This is a genomic window from Pseudomonas sp. OV546 (assembly GCF_900116845.1).
In the GTDB taxonomy this organism is placed as follows: domain Bacteria; phylum Pseudomonadota; class Gammaproteobacteria; order Pseudomonadales; family Pseudomonadaceae; genus Aquipseudomonas; species Aquipseudomonas petroselini.
The window spans coordinates 626,688-651,596 of the sequence record NZ_FPCE01000001.1; the positions used below are offsets into that span (position 1 = coordinate 626,688).

A 24,909-nucleotide genomic window follows, 5' to 3' on the forward strand; every position below is an offset into this window, starting at 1 on the left:
TCAGCTTGGGAAAAGGCTTACTTCAGGGGGCCGGAAGGCGGATCAAAACACGCTTGCCTCGCTCCGGGGAACCCGTCGGCCAAGGCTTTCGATCATATGGCGCAGTGTCACTACTTGCTTTCGAGCGACGGCACCGGTATAAAAAATCAAATTATTTTTTAAAACAATATTTCCCACGTGGAACTTCTATGGTCGCGAAGAAAGTCAGCGCTCCAAACATCACCAAGACTCGACTGCTGGATGCGACAGAGGCTCTCTTCATCAAATACGGCTATGACGCGGTTTTGTTGCGGCAGATTACCGAACGTGCCCAGGTCAACCTGGCGGCGGTGAACTACCACTTCGGGGACAAGGATTCCCTGATGCAAACCCTGCTGAAGCAGCGTCTGGAGCCGCTCAACGAGCAGCGCCTGGAACTGTTGGCCCGCTGTGAAGCCGAGTCCGACGGGCCGCTGGATTGCGACACGTTGCTCGGCGTGCTGTTCGCCCCGGCCATGGGCCTGGAGCGCAGCGACCCGGCCAGCGCCAGTGGGGAAGGGCGTTCGTTCATCCGTTTCCTGGGCCGGGTGTACAGCGATACGTCGCCGTTTATCCAGGAATACCTCAAGGTGCATTACCAGCCGGTGTTCCAGCGTTTCTTCGAAGCCTTCGCCCTGGCGTTGCCGGACCTGCCGCGCAATGAATTGGGGGTGCGTTTGCAGTTTGCCCTGAAGGCCATTTCCGGCGTGATGGCCGGCACCGAGCTGCGCTTGTTGATGAACTCCATGAGCCTGGGCCGTCCGGCGACGGATGCCGAGGTGATGGCCAAGTTGATCACCCTGGTGTCGGCGGCAATTCGCGTCCCGCAGCAGAGCCCGGAAGCGGAACATGCGTTGGCCAAGGTGCTGGACACTCAGCGCGCCATCCGCGAACACGCCGCAGCGCCTGTCGCCAAGGCTTCTCGCTGAGCGGTTTTTCAGGCAAAAAAAAGCCCGCTGGGGCGGCGGGCTTGATGTACAACGTTTGTAACGGATGAGGCTTCACCCTACGTTCCGCGATGTGAATAAAACGTGAAAACTTTGTAAGGCAAAGTGTGAAAACCTTGAAATCCGTAAATGTTTGGGAATTTTCCTATTTCGGCGAGCGGATTCAGATTTTCCAACGACCCGCACTCTTGGCCAGCCGCTGGCGCATCGCATCCACATTCTGCGCCAGCTGCAACGTCAGCAGCCGATAGCCATCCAACGCGCTATACACCGGCACGTCCAGCACAGTCTCTGCACCGCTGGCGTGACTCGGCCGCTCCAATCGCTCCGTTACCCCCGACTTCAAGGCCCGCGCCATCCCCACCAATTGCACTCGAATCTGCCGGTGCTCGGCCTTCAACATCACCTGCATCCGTGCCGTCGCCTGTTCATCCCGCGGATCCGGGCGCGTATTGCCGAGAATCTCCAGGGTGCTGATGCACATGCGCAGATGACGTTGGATCGTGTCCAGTTCGGTCATCGATATCCGCACTTCCTTGGACACCGACGGCATCAACGAGCGCAACTGCAACATCGCCGCATTCAGCCGGTTAAGCAGCTTCAGGTGTTGATCGTCGGTGACTGACTCGCCATTAATGATCCGGCTGTAAATCTCGGCGCAATCGCGCAGCGCGCTGGCCAGGTTGTAGCGCCAGGAGTACACGGCGTACAGCGGCAGGGCGAAGGAGAACGCCAGGGCCAGGACGATGCCGATCAGGATATCGACCGTGCGCCACAGGCCGTCCGAGATCGGGTTGTCTCCATGGCCCGCGACGATAAACACGGTGATTGCCGACAGCAGCGCTATATAGCCGCCCTTGCCGATGGCGTGATACGAAAAGAACCCGCACACCGCCGACATCAACAGGTAGGTCAAAAACGGCTGGCCGAAATAAGCCTGTTGCACCACCAGCACCAAACCGACGCTGGCGCCGATCAAGGTGCCGTAGGCGCGCTCCACGGCTTTCTTGCCGATATTGCCGTGGTGCTGCAAGCCGCCGATCACGATCAGCATGGTCACCGAGGCCCACTCACCGTGGGGCAGGTTGATGCCGGTGGTCAGCAGAATGGTGGCCAGCAAGCCGATGGACACGCGCACGGCGTGGATCAGCTTGGCATGGCGATAACGGCGGTACGGGTCGAGCAAGGGGCGCAGTAGGCGCCGGGCGAAGAAGGGCAGGTTCATCGGTCTTAAAGTGGCCTCAAAATTCAGGGGTGTGTGTTGTTTTCAGAAGATGTAGTCGGTGGTCAGGAAGCTTGAGTCACGGTTGCGCAGGATGTCGCTGACCAGTGCCTTGTTGCTCTCTTGGAACTTGGTCGCCACCAGCGTGCGGATGGAGAACACGCGCAAGGCGTCATGCACTGACAACGTGCCTTCGGCCGAGTTCTTGCGCCCATTGAACGGGAAGGTGTCCGGGCCGCGCTGGCACTGGGCGTTGATGTTGATACGGCCGACCTGGTTCGCGAAGGCGTCCACCAGGCGCCCGACCTCCACGGCGTTGGTGCCGAAGAGGCTCAGTTGCTGGCCGAAATCCGAGTCCAGCACGTACTCGGTCACGGTCTCCAGGTCACGGTAAGGCACGATCGGCACCACCGGGCCGAACTGTTCCTCATGGTAAACGCGCATGTGCGGGTTCACCGGGTACAGCACCGCCGGGTAGAAAAACGTGCCGCGACTTTCACCCCCGTGTTCATTCACCACCTTGGCGCCGTGTTGCGCGGCATCGGCTACCAAGCTGTTGAGATAATCCACCTTGCCTGCTTCGGGCAATGGCGTCAGCGCCACACCGTCTTCCCACGGCATGCCGGGCTTGAGCGTGGCGACTTTTTTATTGAATTTGTCGATAAAACTGTCGACGACATCTTCATGCACGAACAGGATTTTCAACGCGGTGCAGCGCTGGCCATTGAACGACAACGAACCGGTGACGGCTTCACTGACGGCATTGTCCAGGTCCACCTCAGGCAGCACGATGCCGGGGTTTTTCGCATCCAGGCCCAGCGCCGCGCGTAGGCGGTGCGGCTTGGGGTGCAGCTTTTTCAAATCGCTGGCGGCCTTGTTGGTGCCGATAAACGCAAAGATATCGATCTTGCCGCTGGCCATCAGTGCGCTGACCGTTTCGCGGCCGCTGCCGTAGATCACGTTGATCACCCCGGCCGGGAAGCTGTCGCGGAATGCCTCCAGCAACGGGCGGATCAGCAGCACACCGAGCTTGGCCGGCTTGAACACCACGGTGTTGCCCATGATCAGCGCCGGGATCAGCGTGGTGAAGGTTTCATTCAGCGGGTAATTGTAGGGGCCCATGCACAGCGCCACGCCCAGTGGTACGCGGCGGATCTGGCCGAGGGTGTCCTGTTCCAGCTCGAAGCGGCTGGAGCGACGGTCGAGTTCCTTGAGGGCATTGATGGTGTCGGTGATGTAGTCGCAGGTGCGGTCGAATTCTTTCTGCGAATCCTTGAGGTTCTTGCCGATTTCCCACATCAGCAGCTTGACCACCGCATCACGCTGTTCACGCATGCGCCGCAAGAACGCTTCGACATGCTGGATGCGGTCTGCCACGCGCATCGTCGGCCATTCGCCCTGGCCACGGTCATAAGCGCGCACGGCGGCGTCGAGGGCGGTGAGGGCGGTGTCGGCATCCAGCAATGGCGTGCTGCCGATGTGCACGCGTGCATCGCCCAGTTGCACCGGGCTGAGGACTTGGGCCAAGGGGCCGCTCCATACCTGCAACTGGCCGTCGACCAGGTAATCACGCTGTTCGATAGGCGCCGCCAGGCGGAACTGTTCGGGAATATCGGCGGCGGAGGTGGGAAACAGCTGGGTGAGCAGGTTGCTGGTGGTCATGTCGCTACCCCTGGAATAGTTGCAAAACATGACTAGAGAGTCACCCAACACAGGGCTCTATGGCAAGGCTTGTGCGCTTTGCAGTACGCACAGGGGCGCTCGCCGGGTAAACTGCGCGGCTTTCTTGAAGGAGTTCACATGAGTCAGTACCAGCCGGGCATTCTTGCCGCACCGGTGCCGTTGCAGGCACGTCATCTGTTTTTTGCCGTGGACTCCCTGGCCGCCGTGCCCGCTGCGCTGGACGCACTGGTGCAGTGGGCCGATTCGGCGGCAGTGATCGGGGTGGGTGAGCCGCTGGTCACCGCACTCGGCGCCCGGATTGAAGGCCTACGCGCCTTCCCGATGGTCAGCGGGCCGGGCGCGCACAACCCGTCCACCCAACAGGCGTTGTGGGTGTGGCTGCATGGAGTGGATCGCGGTGAGCTGCTGTTGCGCAGCCGCGCTGTTGAAAAGGCCCTGGCCCCGGCGTTTCGGCAGGTGCAGATGATCGAAGGCTTCCGCTACAAGACGGGCTTCGACCTCACCGACTACGAAGACGGCACCGAAAACCCCCACGACGACGCGGCGGTTGAAGCCGCCCTGACCGACAGCGGCGCCAGCTTCGCCGCCCTCCAGCAATGGCAGCACGACCTCGACGGCTTCGCCGCCTTGCCTGCACAAGAGCGCGATCACATCATCGGCCGCCGCCATGGTGACAACGAAGAACTCGAAGACGCCCCCGAATCCGCCCACACCAAGCGCACCGCCCAGGAAAGCTTCACCCCGGAAGCCTTCGTGGTACGCCGCTCGATGCCATGGGCCGAGAACGGCCAGGCCGGGTTGATGTTCCTCGCGTTCGGCCACTCCTTCGATGCGTTCGAGGCGCAACTGCGCCGCATGAGCGGCCTGGAAGACGGGATTGTCGATGGCCTGTACCGCATCAGCACGCCGTTGACCGGCGGTTACTACTGGTGCCCGCCGTTGAAGGATGGCCATTTGGACCTGAGTGCGATCCTCCCGGCAGCAAACCTCTAGACGGTGAGCGCTGGCTTGCGTGGGATAGTTTCAGCACGATCCGCCTGATTCGCGCAGGTGCCTGCCTCGCAGGCACGCTGGAACCGTCTCAGCACACGCCGCCACACACTCGCTACTTGCCGGGTGTCTGTCATACGGGATGCAAGGCGCAATCGTCGAACCGTCCAGGAGCGCTCACACATGCTGATTTCACGTATTTCCATATCGCACGCCTCACCGCCGCCAAGTCCGGCGTCCACGCCCTTTTCGAAGATGTCGGATTCGGACCTGGCCAAAGCCTTTGGTGACAATTTCCAAGCGTTCAAACACCCCACGACGCCGAATGCAACGACGGATAAAATCCGCGAAGTGGCCGGTCGTTCGCTGACGGGCGACGCGCAAAAAGATAAAGAAACGCAACTGGCCCGGGAACTGCTCAAGCCCAATCGCGACAACGTGATGGCCGCACTGGACTCAGTGGATGACAAGGGCAAGCGCGACGGTGTCATCGGGCCGTGGAACCCCCAGATGGCGGCTGACCAGTTGGCCTGCAATCGCTGCATGACGGTGCAAGGGCCCACCCTGCAGATTACCTATTGATCGTGACCTGTTTTCCACCTCCTGGGGCGAGGGTCGGTTTTCAGCACTGTGTCAGTGACTGTGTATCGAACTGTATCCCCGCACCCTCCTGATACACCCGCATGACGTTCTATCGCGTTCGCGACACAGACCGGATACACGCCTGGCGTTAACTCTGTTCACCAGTTGGCGCAGGCGGTCATCGACCCCCAAGGCGCCCTGGCCATACTCAGTCAAGCCAGGAGACTCACCCCATGAAGCGTCCTTACGCAGCCCTCGCGGCAACCCTCGCCCTGTCCCTCAGCGCTTTCGCCACCGTGGCCCATGCCGATGAGCCCAAGCCCCAGGAAAAATGCTTCGGCGTATCCCTCGCCGGTGCCAACGATTGCGCCGCAGGCAAAGGCACCTGGCGTGAGCAGGATGACGCCGTGCTCGGCCAGGATGTGCTGGAACTGATGAATGCCCTGCATATCCCCGAGGCGGTGTTGGCAGGCGTGGAAGTGGGCGGGCGGGTGGCCACGCGTGCAGCGGTGTTGAGGCCGAGCCGTTGTGTGGGGCTTGTCACGCTGAATACGGCGCCCCAAGCCGGTTTTGCCGAAGCCGTGGGCGTGATGGCGAGGACCGGGCACTGGCGAACATGAAAATACTGACAGCCACCCAATCCAGCACTGAAAAAAATCGCCGCAGCCCTTAATCTAAAGGCCTTTGTCACCTGCGCGGATTGTTCATGTCTTCTGTTGCCGATGGGTTGCCCCTCAATAAACGCCTGCCTGCCGTGATCGCGATCTCCCTGGGGATCGGCATGGCGACCCTGGACACGGCCATCGTCAACACGGCGTTGCCGACCCTGGCTGAGGGCATCGGCACTGATTCCGCGTCGGTGATCTGGGTGGTCAACGCCTACCAGTTGGCGATCATTGCCACGGTGCTGCCGTTTGCGTCGCTCAGTGATGTGCTGGGGCACCGCCGGGTGTATCTCGGCGGGCTGCTGCTGTTTATCGTGTCGTCGTTGTTTTGCGGCCTGGCCGGGTCGCTGCTGACGTTGACTGCCGCGCGGGTGGCGCAAGGTCTGGGGGCGGCGGCGATCATGAGTGTCAACACGGCGCTGCTGCGGCATATCTACCCGTCAAAAATGCTCGGGCGCGGCCTGGGCTATAACTCGTTGGTGGTGGGGCTGGCATTTACGTTAGGGCCGACTGCTGCGTCGGCGATCCTGTCGGTGGCGACCTGGCACTGGCTGTACCTGATCAACGTGCCGCTGGGCTTGCTTGCCTTGGCACTGGGCCTGCGTTCATTACCCACGTTGCCGATGACCGGGCATGCCTTTGACCGACTCGCGGCGTTGTTATGTGCCGGGCTGTTTGCCCTGCTGGTGCTGGGGCTCGGCACGGCCGTGCACGGTGCTCAGGGCGCGCTGACGTTGGGCCTGATCGCCGTGGCGCTGGTGTGCGGCGCCTTGCTGCTGCGGCGCCAGGCCGGGCACCCGGCGCCGATGCTGGCACTGGACCTGTTCAAGCGCCCGGTGTTTGCCTTGTCTTCCCTGACCGCTATTTGTGCCTTCAGCGCCCAGGGCCTGGCCTTTGTGTCGCTGCCCTTCTTGTTGCAGGCGGTGCTGGGCCATAGCCAGGTGGAAACCGGTTTCCTGATGACGCCCTGGCCGGCGGTGGTCGCGGTGATGGCGCTGGTGGCGGGGCGCCTCGCCGACCGGGTGTCCCTGGGTTTGCTGTGCGGCATCGGCCTGTTGATGCTCAGCGTGGGGATGGCCGCATTGGCCAGCCTGGACAGCGGCGCCTCGGCGTTTGATATCGGCTGGCGCATGGCGCTGTGCGGCGCCGGGTTTGGATTCTTCCAGTCACCCAACCTCAAGGCGTTGATGACCAGTGCGCCGTTGGCCCGCAGCGGTGGGGCGAGCGGCATCGTGGCGATTTCGCGCTTACTGGGGCAAACGCTGGGGGCGTCGCTGGTGGCCTTGTGTTTCCACCTGTCCCTGGCCAGCGGCCCGCACTCTGCGCTGTGGCTGGGCTGCGGGTTTGCAGCGGTGGGGGCCGTGGCGAGTGGCTTGCGTCTGTTGCCCTATGGGAAAAAGCCATGATTGGGCGTTGTAAAACACCGGTGTGGAAGGCTACCGTGGCGACCTGAATATTTCGGGATGTTTCAGATTTATGTCCAGCCTGGCCCTCCGTACCGCTGATACGAACTCCCGCCGCGCTGCGCTGACCCTGGCTTTATGCTTGCCCAGTGATGTGCTGCTGTACCTGCTGCTGCCGATGGAATCCCAGGCGTTCGGCATCACCCTGGCCCAGGCCGGGGTGCTGCTGGCGGCTAACCGCCTGGTGCGGATTTTCGGCTACCGGCATGTGCTCAATTTCTACGCGCGCAACGGCGACCGCCTGACCTGCATGATTGCCGCCGGTGCGGCGACCCTGTGCGCCGTGGGCAACTCGCTGTTGTCGGGTTTCGCTGCGTTGTTGGGGCTGCGGCTGGTGTGGGGCCTGTGTTTTGCCGCGTTGAACCTGTCCACCCAAGTATTGGCCACCTCGGAACCGGCCGGCGCCGCACGCCGGGCCGGGCGTTCCCGTGCGCTGATCGCCCTCGGGCCGATGCTGGCGCTGCCGTTGGGCGGCTGGTTGACGCTGTGGGCCGGGCCGCGTCCGATCTTTCTGATTCTGGCCGGGTGCTGCCTGGTGGGCGTGTGGATGGCGCGCGGCTTGCCGACGGTGGGGCATGATTTGCACAGCACGCCGGGGCGGCGCTTCAAGTGGCCGGACAGCGTGGCGGTGTGGTCGTTTATCGAAGGGGTGGCGTTGGATGGCCTGTTTATCTTCGGCCTGTCGATCCAGGCGCAGAAGCTGCTGGGCGGTGATGCGGTATTGATCGCCGGTGGCCTGATGGCGCTGCGCTATGTCTCGGAAATGCTCCTGAGCCCGCTGGGCGGCCGTGCGGCCCAGCGCTTTGGCGCCACCTCGATGCTGCTGCTGTTTTCGTTCCTGAGTGCGCTGGCCCTGACCGCATTCGGCAGTTACTGGGTGATCGTCGGTGCGGCGGCGGTGCTGGTGCTGCGCGCGCTGCAACTGCCGCTGGTGACCACCTTGGTGGCCGAGCGCAACCCCGGTTCGATGCGCGTGTCGGCCCTGGCCTCGAATGCCGTGTGGCGGGATATCGGCGCCGGCCTCGGGCCCTTGCTCGCCGGCCTGCTGCTGCCGATTGCCTCGGCGCCGTGGGTGTTCGGTCTGGCGGGCTTGGCGATTGCGGTGAGCGCGGTGTTCTGCTGGCGGGCAAAGCTTTCCAAATGACGCCGTGAGGTGGTGTGTGTCCGTTCAAGAGCATTTCGTAAGCGTGCGAGTCCCTCAGGTTTAAGCGCTTTTAAGCACTTGCAGCCAGGCGGGGTCGAAACGGGTTTGCTCGATATCGATCCCCAGCGCCTGCATCTTGGCTTTATGTGCCTCGACCTCGGCGACCAACTGCACCTGGGCGCTGGAGTTGGCATCCAGTTCATGCATCTGCGTGAGGCCCAGGTGATAGAAACGCAGCACTTTGATCGCCGTCGGGTCACTGGCCTGGACCTGCTCGGTGACCTTGTGCATCACATTGGTCACGCTCATCAGGCAGCGCTTGAGTTGCCAGCCATACACCGCCGGCGCCAGCCACGGCTGAGTCCAGAAGGGGCCACGCACCAGCGCCACGGTGATCAGCACCCCGGCGAAAACGCCGCCGACATTGAAACGTAAATTGTCACCGCCGGGCTCGCCGAACAGCATCACCGCCAGGCTCGACAGCAACATGGCCAGGGCCAGGAACAGCACCGCGACAATCAGCGTGCTGCGCCGGGTCTGCTGGCGGAAGGTGACAGGGTCGCAGGGTTTGAGCTCGAACATCCGGGTCGTATCTCCAGAAGGGGCCAGCATCATCTCACGCTTGGGCAAACAAGTTGAACGATGGCGCAGGGCGGTTTCTCTAAACCTGTGTAGACCCTTTGAGGTGAACCATCATGTCTGAATACAACCAGCCACCGCCCGGCACGCCGAACCCTGACCGCACACCCGGTGAGGAGGAGCGCGACAACGATGCGTTGCGTCCCAACGACCCGGCGGAGCGTCAGGACGACGACGTAGAACGCGTAGAGGAAGACCTGGAAAACCTCCACGACAAGGCCCGCCCGCTTTAAACAAGGCCCGTCCGTTTTTTATAAGGAGAGCACCGTGATTGATACTCCGAAAGGCCCGTCTTCAGACGAGCATTCCAGCGGTAAGGATGAGCTGGGTTTTGACCCGGATTCGCCGGACGTGGCGGATCCGCAGGTTGATCCGATCGGCCCGGCTATTGCACCGTTGGATAAGGACAAGAAAGACAAGGATGAAAAGAAGCCGGCCTATGATCCGTTGGGCGACTTGAAGCCATAAAACCAGCGTTGTGATGAGGGAGCTTGCTCCCTCACCACAGGTGGTGTTGCATTCTTTCCTTCTTCGTCTAGCGACATCTGATTACTTCGGCGCAACCCACGTCACTTCAGTAATCCCAAACTTTTCAGCCCACGGCCGAGTCGTTTTCTTCACCTGCTCGTGCCCCACGCGGCCCACGCGACTCACGTGCGCAATATCGGCATCGACCGCCGCCCAGTGCCAGGCCTCGGCGTTGTTCATCACTTCGGCACGCACCACAAAGGACTTCGGTTTGCCATGCAGTTGGTAGTGGATGGTGTAGATTTTTGCGGTACTCATGTTGCCTCCCTGTGTTGTTATAGATGGATACGGGAGCGTTCAAAAAGGTTCATTCAAAATGACAATCTGCATGCTGGCGCGGCATAGTGACGTCTTCATCTCGCGCCCAAGGATTGCGCCATGCCTCTGCTGACCCATAGCCGCCTCTATCTGCAACGCCTGGGCTATGACGCGCCGCCAGCGCCGACCTTGCAGACGTTGCAGACTCTGCAACTGCGCCATGTGTGCACCTTTGCTTTCGAAAGCCTGTCGACGTTGATGCGCCTGCCGGTGCCGATCGACCTGCCCAGTGTCGAGCAAAAAGTGCTGCTGGAGGGACGGGGTGGTTATTGCTATGAGCTGAACCAGATGTTCCTGGCGCTGTTGCAGGAACTCGGCTTTGATGCACGCGGCATTACCGGCCGGGTGGTGATGGGAGGGCCGCCGGATGCGCACACGGCGCGCACCCATCGCTTGAGCCTGGTGACCCTGGACGGCGTGCGTTATATCAGCGATGTCGGCTTTGGCGGCATGGTGCCCAGCAGCCCGTTGCAGTTGGACACTGAAGCGCTGCAGGTCACGGCGCATGAACCTTATCGCCTGACCTTCGACGGGCAGGGCAGTTACACGCTGTGGGCGCAAGTGGCCGGGGAGTGGCGCGGCTTGTATGTGTTCGATCTGCAAGTACAGACGGGCATCGACTATGAAATCGGCAACTGGTACGTCTCCACGCACCCGGGCTCGCCCTTTGTGGGCCAGCTGAAAGTCGCACGCTTGGCGCCGGGTAAACGCTATACCTTGAACAACGCCAGCTACGCGGTTCATTACCTGGATCGGCCGAGCGAAAAGCGCACGCTCGGCAGTGCCGATGAGCTGCTGGATGTGCTGGGCAGGACCTTTGACATTCAAGTGCCGGTCTCGGCGTCGCTTCGCCAGATCCTTGATAGCCTCGTAGTGGCTGTTTCTTGAGAGTATTGATCCAGAGCCTTCGCTGAACCGTTTTACCTTCAAATCGGTGCAAATTAATTCGAACCTTTCGCGCCAGCAAGGGTTCGAAGCGGTTCCTGAATAATTTGCTCACCAGACAAGGAGATGTAAAACGATGTCCAAGCTATTCGGAAAATTCCTCAAGGGTTCCTCGCTGCTGGCGCTGGTCGCTGCGCCTGCCGCGGTGTTCGCCGCACCGTCCACCGACCCGATTTCCATTTTCGGGATCCTGGGCAGCTACAACGACTTCAAATTCGAAGGCGGCAGCCAAAGCGACAAGAGCCACATGCCGGAAGCGGGCCTGTTCTACAACTTTGGCAACAAGCTCACCGCCGAATCCGGTTTCATCTACCAAGCCGGTATCGAAGCCAAGTACGGCGAAAAGAGCGACAACAAACTCAAGGAAGGCCAGGCCGACCTGGATCTCGGCTGGCGCGCCGCGCTGGATGCGCGCAACTTTGTCGACGTGATCGTGGGCGGGGGCTACAGCTGGACCCGCTACGAGCCGGAAATCAACAACCTTGATGTGAAGCTCACCAATAAATCGCCGTTCGCCAAGGCGGCCCTGGGCTACAACCACCAGTTCGATGACATGACCCTGCGCGTCGAAGCCGGCGCCCGTCGCACTATCGATGGCCGCACCAGGCTCAAGGTGGATGACGTTGGCAGCGACACCGTGGACCTCAAGGACCGCACCAACCCATACGCCGAAGTCAGCCTGCTGATGAATCAGAAAGGCGACTTGCCGGTGATGGCAGGCCTGTACTACACCCGCACCGAATACAAGCTCGACGGTGATTCCGACGTGGCCGACAACACCAAGCTCAAGCGTGATGAGTACGGGTTCAAGGTCGGTATCGCATTCTGACGCCGTTGTAATGGAAAACGCCCCGAATGTTCGGGGCGTTTTTATTGGGGTCATTGCAGGTCAACCCAACGCCGCAAGTTGTGCCACAGTCTCGGGAAAACGCGCCACCAGGCGAATCAGGGTGGCGGCCTGGGCATTAGGTTTGGCCCGGCCTTGCTCCCAGTTTTCCAGCGTACGCGTGTTGGTGCGCAGGTACATGGCGAAGACGGCACGGGAGAGGTTGAGCTGTTGACGCACGGCGACCACTTCCTCTGCGGTGAGCGGCTCCAGGTTGTTGAGATGAACCTTGTGGGTCCGCAGGGTGACTTTGCCTTGGCGTTCGTTTGCCAGGGCGTCGAAGCCTTCGACCAGTTCGGAAAAGATTTCACGTTTCATGATGTGTTCTCGCTTTGATTTCCCTGTCCAGCATGTGTTTTAGGGCTTTTTTGTGCTGTGGCGTCAGGTCGTCCTGTTCATGTTTGCCGTACAGGGTGAATAACCAGAATTGCGTGCCGCCCGACCACCAGTAGTAAATGACCCGCAGGCCACCGCGCTTGCCTTTGTTGCGTCGTTCGTCGACAAAGCGAACCTTGCGTAAACCGCCTGTTCCCTCGATCACGTCTCCCGCTTCCGGGTTCTTCATCAACGCCTGTTGGAAACCGTGGAAAAGCTCGTCACTCAGATAGTCCTTGCGATGCCGCTCGAAGGCCGGCAGTTCGATAAATAGAGCATCCATGTTCTGTACGTAGTCTGCGTATAGTTTGGTGGCCCACCCGCCTTGGGTCAAGTGACCCTGCTGTGGGAACTTTCCTAAAACGCAAACACCATACGGCGGCCCTCATCGGGTAGATGCCAGATAAGGAGGCAGGTGGAGGAGGAAATTTCCCTGAGTAGAGGAGGGTAAAAGCACCGGCCCCAGAAACGCAAAACGGCGCCCGAAGGCGCCGTTTTGTTTGCTGCATCCCGCTAAGCGATCAAACGCCCAGCACCGCGTGCTGCACCAGGGTGAGCAACGGTTGTGGGTAAACACCCAGGAAGAACGCGAGCAGGGCGATGGCCAGCAGCATCACGCCGCCTGCCTTCTGTTCCCAATGCAGCTCGGCATCCACACGACGCAGGTTTGGCTCGATCAGGTACAGGGTGACCATCACGCGCAGGTAGTAGAACACGCCGATGGCGCTGCCCAGGACCAGCGAGGCAACCAGCCACCACTCGTGCGCTTCAACGCCGGTGGCGACGATGTAGAACTTGCCGATAAAGCCAGCAGTCAGCGGGATACCGGCCAGGGACAGCATCATCACAGTCAGTACGGCGGTCAGGTACGGACGGCGCCAGAACAGGCCGCGGTATTCGTACAGGGCGTCGGCGTCGCGGCCTTTGAACGGCGAGGACATCAGCGTGATCACGCCGAACGCGCCGAGGCTGGTGATCACGTAGGTGACCAAGTACACACCCATGGCTTCCACGGCCAGGCCTTTGCTCGCCACCAGGGCGATCAGCAGGTAGCCGAAGTGAGCGATGGACGAGTAACCCAGCAGACGCTTCAGATTGTTCTGCGTCAGGGCCAGCAGGTTGCCGAACAGGATCGACGCGATGGCGATCACGGTCAGTACGGTGCTCAGCACACCGGTGTTGGCGGCAGGGGAGATCTGGAACAGACGCACCATCACCGCAAACACAGCCACTTTCGATGCGGTGGCCAGGAACGCAGCCACCGGCGCCGGGGCGCCTTCGTACACGTCCGGGGTCCACAAGTGGAAGGGCACCAGCGACAGCTTGAACGCCAGGCCGATCAGCATCATGGCCAGGCCCAACTGGGCAATCGGCGCAGGCATGCTGGTGGCCGCCAGGGCGTGACCGATACCGGTGAAGCTCAGGTTGCCGGCTTCGGCGTAGAGCAGGGCCATACCGAACAACAGGAACGCGGAACCGGCCGCCGACAGCACCATGTACTTGATGCCGGCTTCCAGGGAGCGCTTGTTGAAGAAGGCATAGGCCACCAGGCCGTAGGTTGGGATCGACAGCAGTTCCAGGCCGATGAACAAGCCCGCCAGGTGCTGCGCGCTGACCAGCACGATGCCACCGGCCGCAGCCAGCAGGATCAGTAGGTACAGCTCTTCGCGGTTGCCTGGGTAGCCAGTGCCGCCTTCGCCGAGGTAGGCGTGGGCGAGGGTGACGCAAGCCAGGGTCGCGACCAGGATCAGCGCGATGTACAGCAACGCGAAGTCATCGACCATCATCAATGGCGTGACCGCCAGTGGTGCGACCTTGAGGGCCGGGATGATCGAGAGCAGGGCCAGGTTCAAACCGGCACAGGACAGCAGGAACGTTTGCGAGTGATTGCGGCGCCAGGCGATCGCCAGCATCACCACCACGATGGTGAGGCTGTTGATCAGCAGCGGCGCAAGCGCGATAAAGTGTTGGATCGTGAATTCCATAGCGCTCTTACCGGGCCGAAGCGAGTTGAGAGAAGGCGGTGCCGAACCACTGCTGCACGCCATGCATCGTTGCGGCAGAAGTGTCCAGGAACGGTTGCGGGTACACGCCGATGTAGATCAGCAGTACCGCCAGGCCGAGCACCATGATCAGTTCGCGCGCATCCATCCCTTGCAGGACGGTGTCGGACTTGGCCGGGCCGAAGTAGGCGCGGTGGATCATGATCAGCGAGTAGACCGAACCAAACACCAGGCCGGAGGTAGCAATCGCACTGATCCACGGCGTCTGCACGAAGGCACCCATCAGGATCAGGAACTCGCCGATGAAGTTACCGGTACCCGGCAAGCCCAGGGATGCAGCAGCGAAGAACAGGCTGATCGCCGGCAGGTACGCGATGCGCGACCACACGCCACCCATTTCACGCATGTCACGAGTATGCAGGCGCTCGTACAGCTGACCGCTCAGGATAAACAGTGCAGCGGCCGAAACACCGTGGGCCAACATCTGGATCACCGCGCCTTGCAGCGCCAGTTGGCTGCCGGAGTAGATGCCGATCAGTACGAAACCCATGTGGGAAACGGACGAGAAGGCGATCAGACGCTTGATGTCGGTTTGTGCGAAGGCCAGGAACGCGCCGTAGAAAATCCCGATCAGACCCAGGGTCATGGCGATCGGCGCGAACTCGGCCGAAGCATTCGGGAACAGCGGCAAGGCGAAACGCAGCAGGCCGTAGGCAGCGGTTTTCAGCAGGATACCGGCCAGGTCCACGGAACCGGCGGTCGGCGCCTGGGCGTGAGCGTCAGGCAACCAGGAGTGGAACGGCACCACCGGCAGCTTCACCGCGAAGGCGATGAAGAAGCCCAGCATCAGGATGTACTCGGTGGTCAGGGACATCTTGGTCTTCAACAGGTCGGCGTAGTTGAAGGTAATCACGCCCGTGCTGTTGAAGTTGACCAGTACCAGGCCCAGGATCGCCACCAACATGATCAGGCCGGAAGCCTGGGTGAAGATGAAGAACTTGGTCGCCGCGTAGATCCGGGTTTTCTTGCCGTCCGAAGAACTGTGACCCCAGAGCGCGATGAGGAAGTACATCGGCACCAGCATCATTTCCCAGAAGAAGAAGAACATGAACAGGTCGAGGGCGAGGAACACGCCGACCACGCCGCCCAGGATCCACATCAGGTTCAGGTGGAAGAAGCCCACGTGACGCTGGATCTCTTTCCAGGAGCAGAGTACCGAGAGGATACCCAGCAGGCCAGTCAGCAGGATCATCAACAGCGACAGGCCATCGAGGGCCAGGTGCACATTGATGCCGAAGCGCTGGATCCACACGTGCTTGAATTCAAGCGCGAAGGTCGGATCGACACCCGGTGCCGGAGCAAATGAATAGTCGCCATGGGCCCACAGCCAGAGGCCGAGTGCGAGTTCCAGGGACATGGTCAGCAACGCAATCCAGCGGGGGAGGGTGGCGCCGAAGCGTTCACCCATCCAGCAGAGCAGGCCGCCGATAAAGGGGATCAGGATTAGCCAGGGCAGAATCATGACGGGCTCGTTTCCTTTCGCAAGTTCGCAAAGTTCATAGTCATACCGCCACCACCACGATGGCGCCGATCACCAGCACGGCACCGGCCGCCATGGAAGCTGCATACCAACGCAATTGGCCGGTTTCGCTGCGGCTCAGGGCGGTGTGACCGGCCTTGGCGGCACGCGGGATCAAACCGATGGTCTGGTCGAGCGGGTCTTTACGCAGCATGTGGCTGATGGCGAGGTAGGGCTTGACGAACAGTTTGTCGTAGATCCAATCGAAGCCCCAGGCGGCGAACCACCAGGCTGACAGGAAGCGGCCAATGCCACTGTTGGCAACGGCTGTCACGAAGCGACGCTTGCCGAGGAACAGCAGGGCCGCGAGCAGGATACCGGCGATGGCGATGGCGCCCGAGGCGATTTCCAGGCTGTGCTTGGCGGCGCCACCGGCATGGCCGGCGCTTTCCGGCAGTACACCGGCCAAGGGCGGGGTGATCAGCGCGCCGATGAAGGTCGACAGGATGATCAGCACCGACAATGGCAGCCAATGCGAGATGCCGTGGCCTGCGTGTGCTTCGGTCTTGGCTTCACCGTGGAAGGTGATGAAGATCAGGCGGAAGGTGTACAGCGAGGTCATGAATGCACCCACCAGGCCTGCGTACAGCAGGTTCTGGTTACCGCTGGCAAAGGCTTCCCAGAGGATTTCGTCCTTGGAGTAGAAACCGGCGGTCACCAGCGGCAGGGCTGCGAGTGCGGCGCCACCGACGATGAAGCTGGCGTAGGCCAGTGGCAGCTTCTTCCACAGGCCGCCCATCTTGAAGATGTTCTGCTCGTGGTGGCAGGCAACGATCACCGCACCGGAGGCCAGGAACAGCAAGGCCTTGAAGAAGGCGTGGGTCATCAGGTGGAAGATCGCCGCGTCCCAGGCGCCAACGCCCAGGGCCAGGAACATGTAGCCGATCTGGCTCATGGTCGAGTAGGCGAGGATCCGCTTGATATCGGTCTGCACCAGCGCGGCGAAACCGGCGAGTACCAGGGTCACGCCACCGACGATGCCTACAAGATGCAGGATATCCGGTGCCAGGGTGAACAGGCCATGAGTACGGGCGATCAGGTAGACACCGGCGGTGACCATGGTTGCCGCGTGGATCAGTGCGGAAACCGGGGTAGGGCCCGCCATCGCGTCCGCCAGCCAGGTTTGCAGGGGCAGTTGCGCGGATTTACCCACGGCGCCGCCCAGCAGCATCAGGGTGGCTAGGGTGATCCAGAAGTCGCCGACCTGGAATTTCTGCGGTGCCAGCACCAGCAGTTCCTGGATGTTCAGCGTGCCCACCTGTTGGAACAGGATGAACAGACCGATGGCCATGAACACGTCGCCGATCCGGGTGACGATAAAGGCTTTAAGTGCCGCGTTACCGTTGTTGCGGTTGCTGTAGTAGAAACCGATCAACAGGTACGAGCACAGGCCCACGCCTTCCCAACCGAAGTACAGGAACAACAGGTTATCGCCGAGCACCAGGAACAGCATGCTGGCGATAAACAGGTTGGTGTACGAGAAGAAGCGCGAGTAACCCGCTTCACCGCGCATGTACCAGGACGCGAACAGGTGGATCAGGAAGCCCACGCCGACAACCACGCCGAGCATGGTGATCGACAGGCCGTCGACGTAGAGGGCGAAGTTAGGCTTGAAGCCTTCCACCGACATCCACTGCCACAGTACCAGGGTGTAGTGACCGCCTTCCGGCGGCGCCACGTTGAATTGCCAGATGACATAGGCGGCAACGATGGCCGACAAGCCAATGGAACCCACGCCCACCAGGGCCGAGAGGTTTTCCGACCAGCGTCCACGGGAGAACGACAGCAGCAGGAAACCGATCAGGGGGAATACGAAAGTCAGAAAGATCATGTTCATCCGCGCATCTCACTGGCAGCGTCGATATCAAGCGTGTGGAAGCGACGATACAGTTGCAGCAGGATCGCCAGGCCAATACTGGCCTCGGCGGCTGCCAGGCTGATCACCAGGATGAACATGACTTGTCCATCCGGCTGGCCCCAACGTGCACCCGCAACGATGAACGCCAGTGCGGCGGCGTTCATCATGATTTCCAGGCTCATCAACACGAACAGAATGTTACGGCGGACCATCAGGCCGAGCAGGCCAAGGCAGAACAGGATGCCGGCGACCGCCAGACCATGCTCCAAAGGGATAGCAGGCATCGTCATTGCTCCTTGGCTTCGTTGCGGCCCAAGTGGAAGGCAGTGATGGCTGCGGCGAGCAGCAGCATCGACGCCAGTTCGACCACCAGCAGGTACGGGCCGAACAGGCTGATGCCCACGGCTTTCGCGTCTACGGTGGTGTGGCCGATGGCCTGGCCGCTCTGGTGAGCGAACAGCACATACAGCAGTTCACCCAGCAGCAGGGCTGCGAGGACAACCGGGCCGAGCCAGATGCCGGGCTTGAGCCAGACGCGCTCCTGGGCGACCGAAGCCGGCCCCAGGTTGAGCATCATCACCACAAACACGAACAGCACCATGATGGCGCCGGCGTAGGCGATCACTTCCAGCACACCGGCGAACGGTGCGCCGAGGCTGAAGAAGGTCATGGCCACGGCGATCAGTGAAATGATCAGGTAGAGCAGGGCGTGCACAGGGTTGGTGTTGGTGATCACGCGAAGCGTGGACACAACCGCGATACCCGATGCGAAATAGAAAGCGAATTCCATCTTTCTTCCTTAAGGCAGCAAGCTCTTCACGTTGATCGGCTCGGCTTCGTTTTGTGCGGCGCCTTTCGGCTTACCGGCAACGGCCATACCTGCAACACGATAGAAGTTATAATCAGGGTTTTTACCGGGACCAGAGATCAGCAGATCTTCTTTCTCGTACACCAGGTCCTGACGTTTGAACTCGGCCATCTCGAAATCCGGTGTGAGCTGGATCGCGGTGGTCGGGCAAGCTTCCTCGCAGAGGCCGCAGAAAATGCAGCGCGAGAAGTTGATGCGGAAGAAGTCCGGGTACCAGCGACCGTCTTCGGTTTCAGCTTTCTGCAGGGAGATGCAACCCACCGGGCACGCCACGGCGCACAGGTTGCAGGCTACGCAACGCTCTTCGCCATCGGGGTCGCGGGTCAGCACGATGCGGCCGCGATAGCGCGGCGGCAGGTACACCGCTTCTTCCGGGTATTGCAGGGTGTCGCGTTTGCGGAAGCCGTGACCGAACACCATCACCAGGCTTCGCAACTGGGTACCGGTACCCTTAACGATGTCGCCAATATATTTGAACATGGGTCAAATCCTCACTGAACCGCGGCCGCTGGCGTGTTCAACAACACAACGGCAGCAGTCACCAGCAAATTGATCAGGGTCAGTGGCAGGCAGAAGCGCCAGCTGAAATCCATCACCTGGTCGTACCGTGGACGCGGAATGGAAGCGCGCAGCAGGATAAACAACATGATGAAGAACGCGGTCTTCAGGAAGAACCAGAAGAACGCCAACTGCGGCAGGATGCCGAATGGACCGTGCCAGCCGCCGAAGAACAGTGTGACCAGCAGGGCCGAGATCAAGATGATGCCGATGTATTCACCGACGAAGAACATGCCCCATTTCATACCGGCATATTCAATGTGGTAACCGTCGGCCAGTTCCTGTTCCGCTTCCGGCTGGTCGAACGGGTGACGGTGAGTCACGGCGACGCCAGCGATGAAGAAGGTACAGAAGCCGAAGAACTGCGGAATGATGAACCACAGGTTCTGCGCTTGGTACTCAACGATGTCGCGCATGTTGAACGAGCCGACCTGCACCACGATGCCCATCAGCGCGAGGCCCATGAACACTTCGTAGGACACGGTCTGGGCCGAGGCCCGCAAGCTGCCCAGCAGCGCGAACTTGTTGTTACTCGACCAACCGGCGAACAGCACCGCGTAGACCGACAGACCGGCCATGGCGAAGAAGAACAGCAAGCCGATGTTCAGGTCCGCCACGCCCCAGGTCGGGGTGATCGGGATAACGGCGAAGGCGATCAGCAAGGCGCTCATGGCCACGACCGGTGCCAGGGTGAAGATCACCTTGTCGGCAAACGGTGGGGTCCAGTCTTCCTTGAAGAACATTTTCAGCATGTCGGCAGCGATCTGGAACATGCCGAATGGGCCAACGCGGTTCGGACCGTAACGGTCCTGCCACCAGCCCAGCAGGCGACGTTCGACGAAGCTGAGCAGGGCGCCCGCGACGACCACGGCCAACAGGATCACGATGGCCTTGACGACCGAGATGATCACGTCGATCACTTCAGGGGTGAACCAGGTCATTGCGCTGCCTCCTGCAGACCGTCAACGGTTTTGCCAAAGATCGCCGGTGGAATGCCGGCGAGGCCTTTAGGCAGTGCAACCAGGCCGGCACCCAATGCTTCGTTGATGCGCAGCGGCAGACGCAAGGTCTGGCCGGCCACGTTCAGGCTGAGCAGGGCACCGTCGTTGACGCCCAGGCGGTCGGCTTCGGACTTGGCCAGGGATACGTAGGCTTCTGGAATGCGCTCTTGTACCGGCGCGGCTTTCGAAGAGTTCTCTTCGCTGCCGAACAGGTGGAAGAACGGCACAACCTGCCAGGTACCCTGGGCCGGGTTGAACGGACGCGGTACGGCAGCGAACCAGTTCAGCGAGTCGCCCTGGGTCTCGATCAGGCGGGTGCCTGGGTCGCCAGCGCGGATATGACCCCCGACTTCGTCCTGGAACTTGTTCCAGGCCTGTGGCGAGTTCCAGCCCGGCGACCAGGCAAACGGCACCTGTTGACGGGGCTCGACCGAACCCGAGTAACCTTCCATGGAGAAGGCGAACGCGGTGTCGTTGTCTTGCGGGGTACGCGGTTCATGCACGCTGATGTCGGCGCGCATGGCGGTACGACCGGAGTAACGCAGCGGCTCACGGGCGAGTTTCATGCCCTTGATGCGGAACGCGGCGGACGGTGCTGCGTCGACGATCCGCGCCAGCTGCGGCGCGCTTGCGGCGGCGGCGGCGGTGACGTGGTCGAGCTGAGTCCAGTCGATTGGCTGGTTCAGCAAGGTGGCGCGCAGGGCATGCAGCCAGCGCCAGCCTTCATGGACCAGGATGCTGGCGTCCATGTACTTCGGATCGAACACCTGGAAGAAGCGCTGGGCGCGGCCTTCCTGGCTGACCAGGGTACCGTCGCCTTCGGCGAAGGTGGCGGCCGGCAGCACCAGGTCGGCGCGCTCGCTGGTGGCGGTTTTCTGGTGGTCGGCGACGATCAGGACTTTGGCGGCGTTCAGCGCAGCGTCAACCTTGGCGGCATCGGTGCGGGTGTACAGGTCGTTTTCCAGCACCACGATGGCGTCGGCGTTGCCGTCGGTCACCGCTTGCAGCGCGGCGTCCAGCGACTCGCCACCGAGCATGGCCAGGCCGAGGCTGTTGGCTTCCGGCACGACCAGGCTGATGGAACCGTTCTTGTCGCGCAGCTTCAAGGCCTTGGCGATGTTGGCGGCGGCTTCGATCAGTGCCTTGGAACCCAAGGAGGTGCCGGCAATGATCAATGGGCGCTTGGCGGCCAACAGGGCGTCGGCGATGCGCTGGGCCAGTTCACCGGCTTCAGCGTCCAGGCCTTCGACGGCCGGTGCGCTGGCGTCCAGGGCGTGGGCCACGGCAAAACCGATGCGCGCCAGGTCATCTGGAGCCGCATGGACGCATTCTTCAGCGATATCGTCGAGCTTGGTTTCAGCGAGGCTTGCGATAAACAGCGGGTTCAGCGCGTGCTGGCCGATGTTTTTCACGGCGGCATCGAGCCAAGGCTGGACGCGCATGGCGTCGGCCATGTCTTCGGCCTTGCCTTTCACCGACTGGCGCAGCGACAGCGCGATACGCGCGGCGGTCTGGGTCAGGTCTTCACCGAGCACGAAGATCGCATCGTGATCTTCGATGTCGCGCATGTTCGGAACGGGCAGCGGGCTGTCGTTCAGCACTTGCAGGACCAGGCGGATGCGCTCCAGCTCACCGGCTTCGATACCGGAGTAGAAGTGCTCGGCGCCCACCAGCTCACGCAACGCGTAGTTGCTTTCGAGGCTGGCACGCGGCGAACCGATACCGACAATGTTACGGCCGCGCAGGAGGTCGGCGGCTTTATCCAGCGCCGCGTCGAGGCTCAGCTTGGCGCCATCGGCCACCAGCGGCTGGCGTGGGCGGTCTTCGCGGTTGACGTAGCCATAGCCGAAACGGCCCCGGTCGCACAGGAAGTACTGGTTGACCGAGCCGTTGAAGCGGTTTTCGATGCGACGCAGTTCGCCGTAGCGCTCGCCTGGGGAGATGTTGCAACCGCTGGAGCAGCCATGGCAGATGCTCGGCGAGAATTGCATGTCCCACTTACGGTTGTAGCGCTCGGAGTGAGTCTTGTCGGTGAACACACCGGTCGGGCAGACCTCGGTGAGGTTGCCGGAGAACTCGCTTTCAAGTACGCCGTCTTCAACGCGACCGAAGTACACGTTGTCGTGGGCGCCGAATACGCCGAGGTCGGTGCCGCCGGCGTAGTCCTTATAGAAGCGCACGCAGCGATAGCAGGCGATGCAGCGGTTCATTTCGTGGGAAATGAACGGGCCCAGTTGCTGGTTCTGGTGGGTACGCTTGGTGAAGCGATAGCGGCGCTCGTTGTGGCCGGTCATCACCGTCATGTCTTGCAGGTGGCAGTGACCGCCTTCCTCACAGACCGGGCAGTCGTGGGGGTGGTTGGTCATCAGCCATTCGACGACACTGGCGCGGAACGCCTTGGATTCTTCATCGTCGATGGAGATCCAGGTGTTGTCGGTGGCTGGGGTCATGCAGGACATGACGATACGACCACGCGTGTCGTTCTCGTCGGTGTACTGCTTGACCGCGCACTGGCGACAGGCACCGACGCTACCAAGCGCGGGGTGCCAGCAGAAATACGGGATGTCGAGGCCGAGTGAGAGACATGCCTGTAACAGGTTGTCCGCCCCATCGACTTCGAGCGCTTTGCCGTCTACGTGGATAGTGGCCATGGTTCAAAGTTCTTCGTTGGCCCGTTGTCAGCGGGCGTGGCTAATGGAATCTTGTTATTCATGGGCATCAACACAGCCTTTACGGCGTCAGCCCATGAGCAGGTGAAGGGCACGGACCCTTCGCCTGTTTTAAGCGTTACGCGCCGACTACGATCGGCCTCGCCAGAGGCGGGACGGCGGCGCTGGTAGGCGCGATGCCGGCTTCGAACTCCGAGCGGAAGTATTTGATTGCGCTGCCCAATGGCTCCACGGCGCCCGGTGCGTGAGCACAGAAGGTCTTGCCTGGGCCGAGGAAACCGACCAGGCCCAGCAGGGTCTCGATGTCACCCTCGCGGCCTTCGCCGTTTTCCAGGGCCATCAGCAGCTTGACGCTCCATGGCAGACCGTCGCGGCAGGGGGTGCAGAAGCCGCAGGATTCGCGGGCGAAGAACTGCTCCATGTTGCGCAGCAACGAGACCATGTTCACGGTGTTGTCGACCGCCATCGCCAGGCCGGTACCCATCCGTGTGCCCACCTTGCCGATGCCGCCGGCATACATTTGTGCGTCGAGGTGCTCGGGCAGCAGGAAACCGGTACCGGCGCCGCCTGGTTGCCAGGCCTTCAAGGTGTAGCCGTCGCGCATGCCGCCGGCGTAGTCCTCGAACAGCTCGCGGGCGGTCACGCCGAAAGGCAGCTCCCACAGGCCAGGGTTCTTGACCTTGCCGGAGAAGCCCATGAGCTTGGTGCCCATGTCTTCGCTGCCTTCGCGGGCCAACGATTTGTACCAGTCCACGCCGTCGGCGATGATCGCCGGCACGTTGCACAAGGTTTCAACGTTGTTCACGCAGGTCGGCTTGCCCCACACGCCCACGGCGGCGGGGAAGGGCGGCTTGGAGCGCGGGTTGGCGCGGCGGCCTTCGAGGGAGTTGATCAGTGCGGTTTCTTCACCGCAGATATAACGCCCGGCGCCGGTGTGCACGAACAGTTCGAAGTCAAAGCCCGAACCGAGGATGTTCTTGCCCAAGAGGCCGGCGGCCTTGGCTTCTTCCACGGCACGGTTGAGGTGCTTGGCGGCGGTGGTGTATTCGCCACGCAGGAAGATGTAGCCCCGGTAGGTTTTCAGCGCGCGGGCGCTGATCAGCATGCCTTCGATCAGCAGATGGGGCAGTTGCTCCATCAGCATGCGGTCTTTCCAGGTATTGGGCTCCATTTCATCCGCGTTGCACAGCAGGTAGCGGATGTTGATGGATTCGTCCTTGGGCATCAGGCCCCACTTCACGCCCGTGGGGAAGCCTGCACCGCCGCGGCCTTTGAGGCCGGCGTCTTTCACGGTCTGGACGATGTCGTCCTGGGCCATGTCGGCGAAGGCTTTGCGCGCAGCGGCGTAGCCGTTCTTGGCCTGGTACTCGTCGAGCCACACGGGCTCGGCATCGTCACGCAGGCGCCAGGTCAGCGGGTGGGTCTCAGGCGAACGCTTGATCAGGTTGGCCGGGCCGAAAGAAGTCAGGGTCATGGGTAGCCCTCGAGCAATTGGGTCACGCCAGCGGGCTGCACGTCACCGAATGTGTCGTCGTCGATCATCAACGCCGGCGCCTTGTCGCAGTTGCCCAGGCAGCACACCGGCAGCAGCGTGAAGCGGCCGTCCGGAGTGGTCTGGCCGAGGCCGATGCCCAGCTTGTTCTGGATCTCGCTGACCACGGACTCGTGGCCACCGATGTAGCAGACCATGCTGTCGCACACGCGAATGATGTGGCGACCCACCGGCTGGCGGAAGATCTGGCTGTAGAACGTGGCCACGCCTTCAACGTCGCTCGCGGGGATGCCGAGGATCTCGCCGATGGCGTAGAGGGCGCCGTCGGGCACCCAGCCACGTTCCTTCTGGACGATCTTCAGCGCCTCGATCGACGCCGCGCGCGGGTCTTCGTAGTGATGCAGCTCGTGCTCGATGGCCGAGCGCTCGGTTTCACTCAGGGTGAAACGGTCTGTCTGGATAAGCGTGCTGTTCAT

26 protein-coding genes are annotated in these 24,909 nt (G+C 61.6%); 10 read left to right on the plus strand and 16 right to left on the minus strand.

Annotated features, from left to right (window positions below; genetic code table 11):
- Positions 1-188: 188 nt before the first annotated feature.
- Entirely contained in the window at positions 189-947 is a 759-nt protein-coding gene (locus BM403_RS02930) for a TetR/AcrR family transcriptional regulator (protein WP_012724971.1), read from the plus strand.
- Between the two features lie 181 nt (positions 948-1,128).
- Here BM403_RS02930 and BM403_RS02935 read toward each other — a convergent pair whose 3' ends face one another.
- Entirely contained in the window at positions 1,129-2,190 is a 1,062-nt protein-coding gene (locus tag BM403_RS02935) for an FUSC family protein (protein WP_093541517.1), read from the minus strand.
- A gap of 42 nt (positions 2,191-2,232) precedes the next feature.
- The gene (locus BM403_RS02940; protein ID WP_093541519.1) at positions 2,233-3,849 is read right to left on the minus strand and encodes an NADP-dependent glyceraldehyde-3-phosphate dehydrogenase; all 1,617 of its coding nucleotides are present in this window, start codon (positions 3,847-3,849) and stop codon (positions 2,233-2,235) included.
- Positions 3,850-3,987: 138 nt separating this feature from the next.
- On the opposite strand from BM403_RS02940, the gene BM403_RS02945 reads away from it, so the two are divergent.
- The 5 genes from BM403_RS02945 (at position 3,988) to BM403_RS02970 (ending at position 8,714) form a co-directional block, all read left to right on the plus strand.
- Positions 3,988-4,863, plus strand: coding sequence for a Dyp-type peroxidase (locus tag BM403_RS02945; RefSeq protein ID WP_093541521.1), 876 nt, complete (start codon positions 3,988-3,990; stop codon positions 4,861-4,863).
- 180 nt (positions 4,864-5,043) lie between these two features.
- Entirely contained in the window at positions 5,044-5,442 is a 399-nt protein-coding gene (locus BM403_RS02950; protein ID WP_043205546.1) for a hypothetical protein, read from the plus strand.
- A gap of 233 nt (positions 5,443-5,675) precedes the next feature.
- A complete protein-coding gene (locus BM403_RS32435) occupies positions 5,676-6,062 on the plus strand; it encodes a BufA1 family periplasmic bufferin-type metallophore (protein WP_371913989.1) in 387 nt (128 codons plus the stop codon).
- An 86-nt stretch (positions 6,063-6,148) separates the two neighbouring features.
- On the plus strand, positions 6,149-7,513 hold the full coding sequence (locus tag BM403_RS02965) for an MFS transporter (RefSeq protein ID WP_093541523.1): 1,365 nt from the start codon (positions 6,149-6,151) through the stop codon (positions 7,511-7,513).
- A 70-nt stretch (positions 7,514-7,583) separates the two neighbouring features.
- Positions 7,584-8,714 (plus strand): MFS transporter, encoded by a 1,131-nt coding sequence (locus BM403_RS02970; protein WP_093541525.1) that lies wholly within the window; start codon positions 7,584-7,586, stop codon positions 8,712-8,714.
- 60 nt (positions 8,715-8,774) lie between these two features.
- On the opposite strand, the gene BM403_RS02975 is transcribed toward BM403_RS02970, so the two are convergent.
- Entirely contained in the window at positions 8,775-9,296 is a 522-nt protein-coding gene (locus BM403_RS02975; protein WP_093541527.1) for a DUF3087 family protein, read from the minus strand.
- Between the two features lie 113 nt (positions 9,297-9,409).
- Between BM403_RS02975 and BM403_RS31825 the strand changes: the two genes are divergently transcribed.
- Together BM403_RS31825 and BM403_RS02980 are read left to right on the plus strand one after the other, a co-directional pair.
- On the plus strand, positions 9,410-9,586 hold the full coding sequence (locus BM403_RS31825; protein ID WP_163825853.1) for a hypothetical protein: 177 nt from the start codon (positions 9,410-9,412) through the stop codon (positions 9,584-9,586).
- A 34-nt stretch (positions 9,587-9,620) separates the two neighbouring features.
- Positions 9,621-9,821: a DUF6021 family protein gene (locus tag BM403_RS02980; RefSeq protein WP_046035532.1), complete on the plus strand. Its 201-nt coding sequence runs from the start codon at positions 9,621-9,623 to the stop codon at positions 9,819-9,821.
- An 81-nt stretch (positions 9,822-9,902) separates the two neighbouring features.
- On the opposite strand, the gene BM403_RS02985 is transcribed toward BM403_RS02980, so the two are convergent.
- Entirely contained in the window at positions 9,903-10,139 is a 237-nt protein-coding gene (locus tag BM403_RS02985) for a DUF6555 family protein (protein ID WP_012724960.1), read from the minus strand.
- Positions 10,140-10,259: 120 nt separating this feature from the next.
- On the opposite strand from BM403_RS02985, the gene BM403_RS02990 reads away from it, so the two are divergent.
- Together BM403_RS02990 and BM403_RS02995 are read left to right on the plus strand one after the other, a co-directional pair.
- On the plus strand, positions 10,260-11,087 hold the full coding sequence (locus tag BM403_RS02990; RefSeq protein ID WP_093541529.1) for an arylamine N-acetyltransferase family protein: 828 nt from the start codon (positions 10,260-10,262) through the stop codon (positions 11,085-11,087).
- Positions 11,088-11,220: 133 nt separating this feature from the next.
- Positions 11,221-11,973, plus strand: coding sequence for an outer membrane beta-barrel protein (locus BM403_RS02995; protein ID WP_093541531.1), 753 nt, complete (start codon positions 11,221-11,223; stop codon positions 11,971-11,973).
- Between the two features lie 60 nt (positions 11,974-12,033).
- Here BM403_RS02995 and BM403_RS03000 read toward each other — a convergent pair whose 3' ends face one another.
- From BM403_RS03000 to nuoE, 12 genes are all read right to left on the minus strand, one after another.
- A complete protein-coding gene (locus BM403_RS03000) occupies positions 12,034-12,348 on the minus strand; it encodes a helix-turn-helix domain-containing protein (RefSeq protein WP_010209571.1) in 315 nt (104 codons plus the stop codon).
- On the minus strand, positions 12,338-12,688 hold the full coding sequence (locus BM403_RS03005; protein WP_065872221.1) for a type II toxin-antitoxin system RelE/ParE family toxin: 351 nt from the start codon (positions 12,686-12,688) through the stop codon (positions 12,338-12,340). Before BM403_RS03005 ends, BM403_RS03000 begins: the two co-directional genes overlap by 11 nt.
- A gap of 238 nt (positions 12,689-12,926) precedes the next feature.
- Complete coding sequence (nuoN, locus tag BM403_RS03010) at positions 12,927-14,390, minus strand: NADH-quinone oxidoreductase subunit NuoN (protein ID WP_093541533.1); 1,464 nt, start codon at positions 14,388-14,390, stop codon at positions 12,927-12,929.
- A 7-nt stretch (positions 14,391-14,397) separates the two neighbouring features.
- Positions 14,398-15,930: an NADH-quinone oxidoreductase subunit M gene (gene nuoM / locus BM403_RS03015; protein WP_003232072.1), complete on the minus strand. Its 1,533-nt coding sequence runs from the start codon at positions 15,928-15,930 to the stop codon at positions 14,398-14,400.
- A 40-nt stretch (positions 15,931-15,970) separates the two neighbouring features.
- The gene (gene nuoL, locus BM403_RS03020) at positions 15,971-17,824 is read right to left on the minus strand and encodes an NADH-quinone oxidoreductase subunit L (protein WP_012724955.1); all 1,854 of its coding nucleotides are present in this window, start codon (positions 17,822-17,824) and stop codon (positions 15,971-15,973) included.
- Positions 17,821-18,129, minus strand: coding sequence for an NADH-quinone oxidoreductase subunit NuoK (gene nuoK, locus BM403_RS03025; protein ID WP_093541535.1), 309 nt, complete (start codon positions 18,127-18,129; stop codon positions 17,821-17,823). The genes nuoL and nuoK overlap by 4 nt, the downstream gene beginning before the upstream one ends.
- Positions 18,130-18,131: 2 nt before the next feature.
- Positions 18,132-18,635 (minus strand): NADH-quinone oxidoreductase subunit J, encoded by a 504-nt coding sequence (gene nuoJ, locus BM403_RS03030; protein WP_003174726.1) that lies wholly within the window; start codon positions 18,633-18,635, stop codon positions 18,132-18,134.
- Positions 18,636-18,644: 9 nt separating this feature from the next.
- Entirely contained in the window at positions 18,645-19,193 is a 549-nt protein-coding gene (gene nuoI / locus BM403_RS03035; protein ID WP_003174725.1) for an NADH-quinone oxidoreductase subunit NuoI, read from the minus strand.
- 11 nt (positions 19,194-19,204) lie between these two features.
- Positions 19,205-20,212 carry an NADH-quinone oxidoreductase subunit NuoH gene (nuoH, locus tag BM403_RS03040; RefSeq protein WP_012724954.1) on the minus strand — a complete coding sequence of 336 codons (1,008 nt, stop codon included), beginning with the start codon at positions 20,210-20,212 and terminating at the stop codon, positions 19,205-19,207.
- On the minus strand, positions 20,209-22,923 hold the full coding sequence (nuoG, locus tag BM403_RS03045; protein ID WP_093541537.1) for an NADH-quinone oxidoreductase subunit NuoG: 2,715 nt from the start codon (positions 22,921-22,923) through the stop codon (positions 20,209-20,211). Before nuoG ends, nuoH begins: the two co-directional genes overlap by 4 nt.
- Before the next feature lie 136 nt (positions 22,924-23,059).
- Positions 23,060-24,415, minus strand: a complete 1,356-nt coding sequence (gene nuoF / locus BM403_RS03050) for an NADH-quinone oxidoreductase subunit NuoF (RefSeq protein WP_003174722.1) — start codon at positions 24,413-24,415, stop codon at positions 23,060-23,062.
- The gene (nuoE, locus tag BM403_RS03055; protein ID WP_003174721.1) at positions 24,412-24,909 is read right to left on the minus strand and encodes an NADH-quinone oxidoreductase subunit NuoE; all 498 of its coding nucleotides are present in this window, start codon (positions 24,907-24,909) and stop codon (positions 24,412-24,414) included. The genes nuoF and nuoE overlap by 4 nt, the downstream gene beginning before the upstream one ends.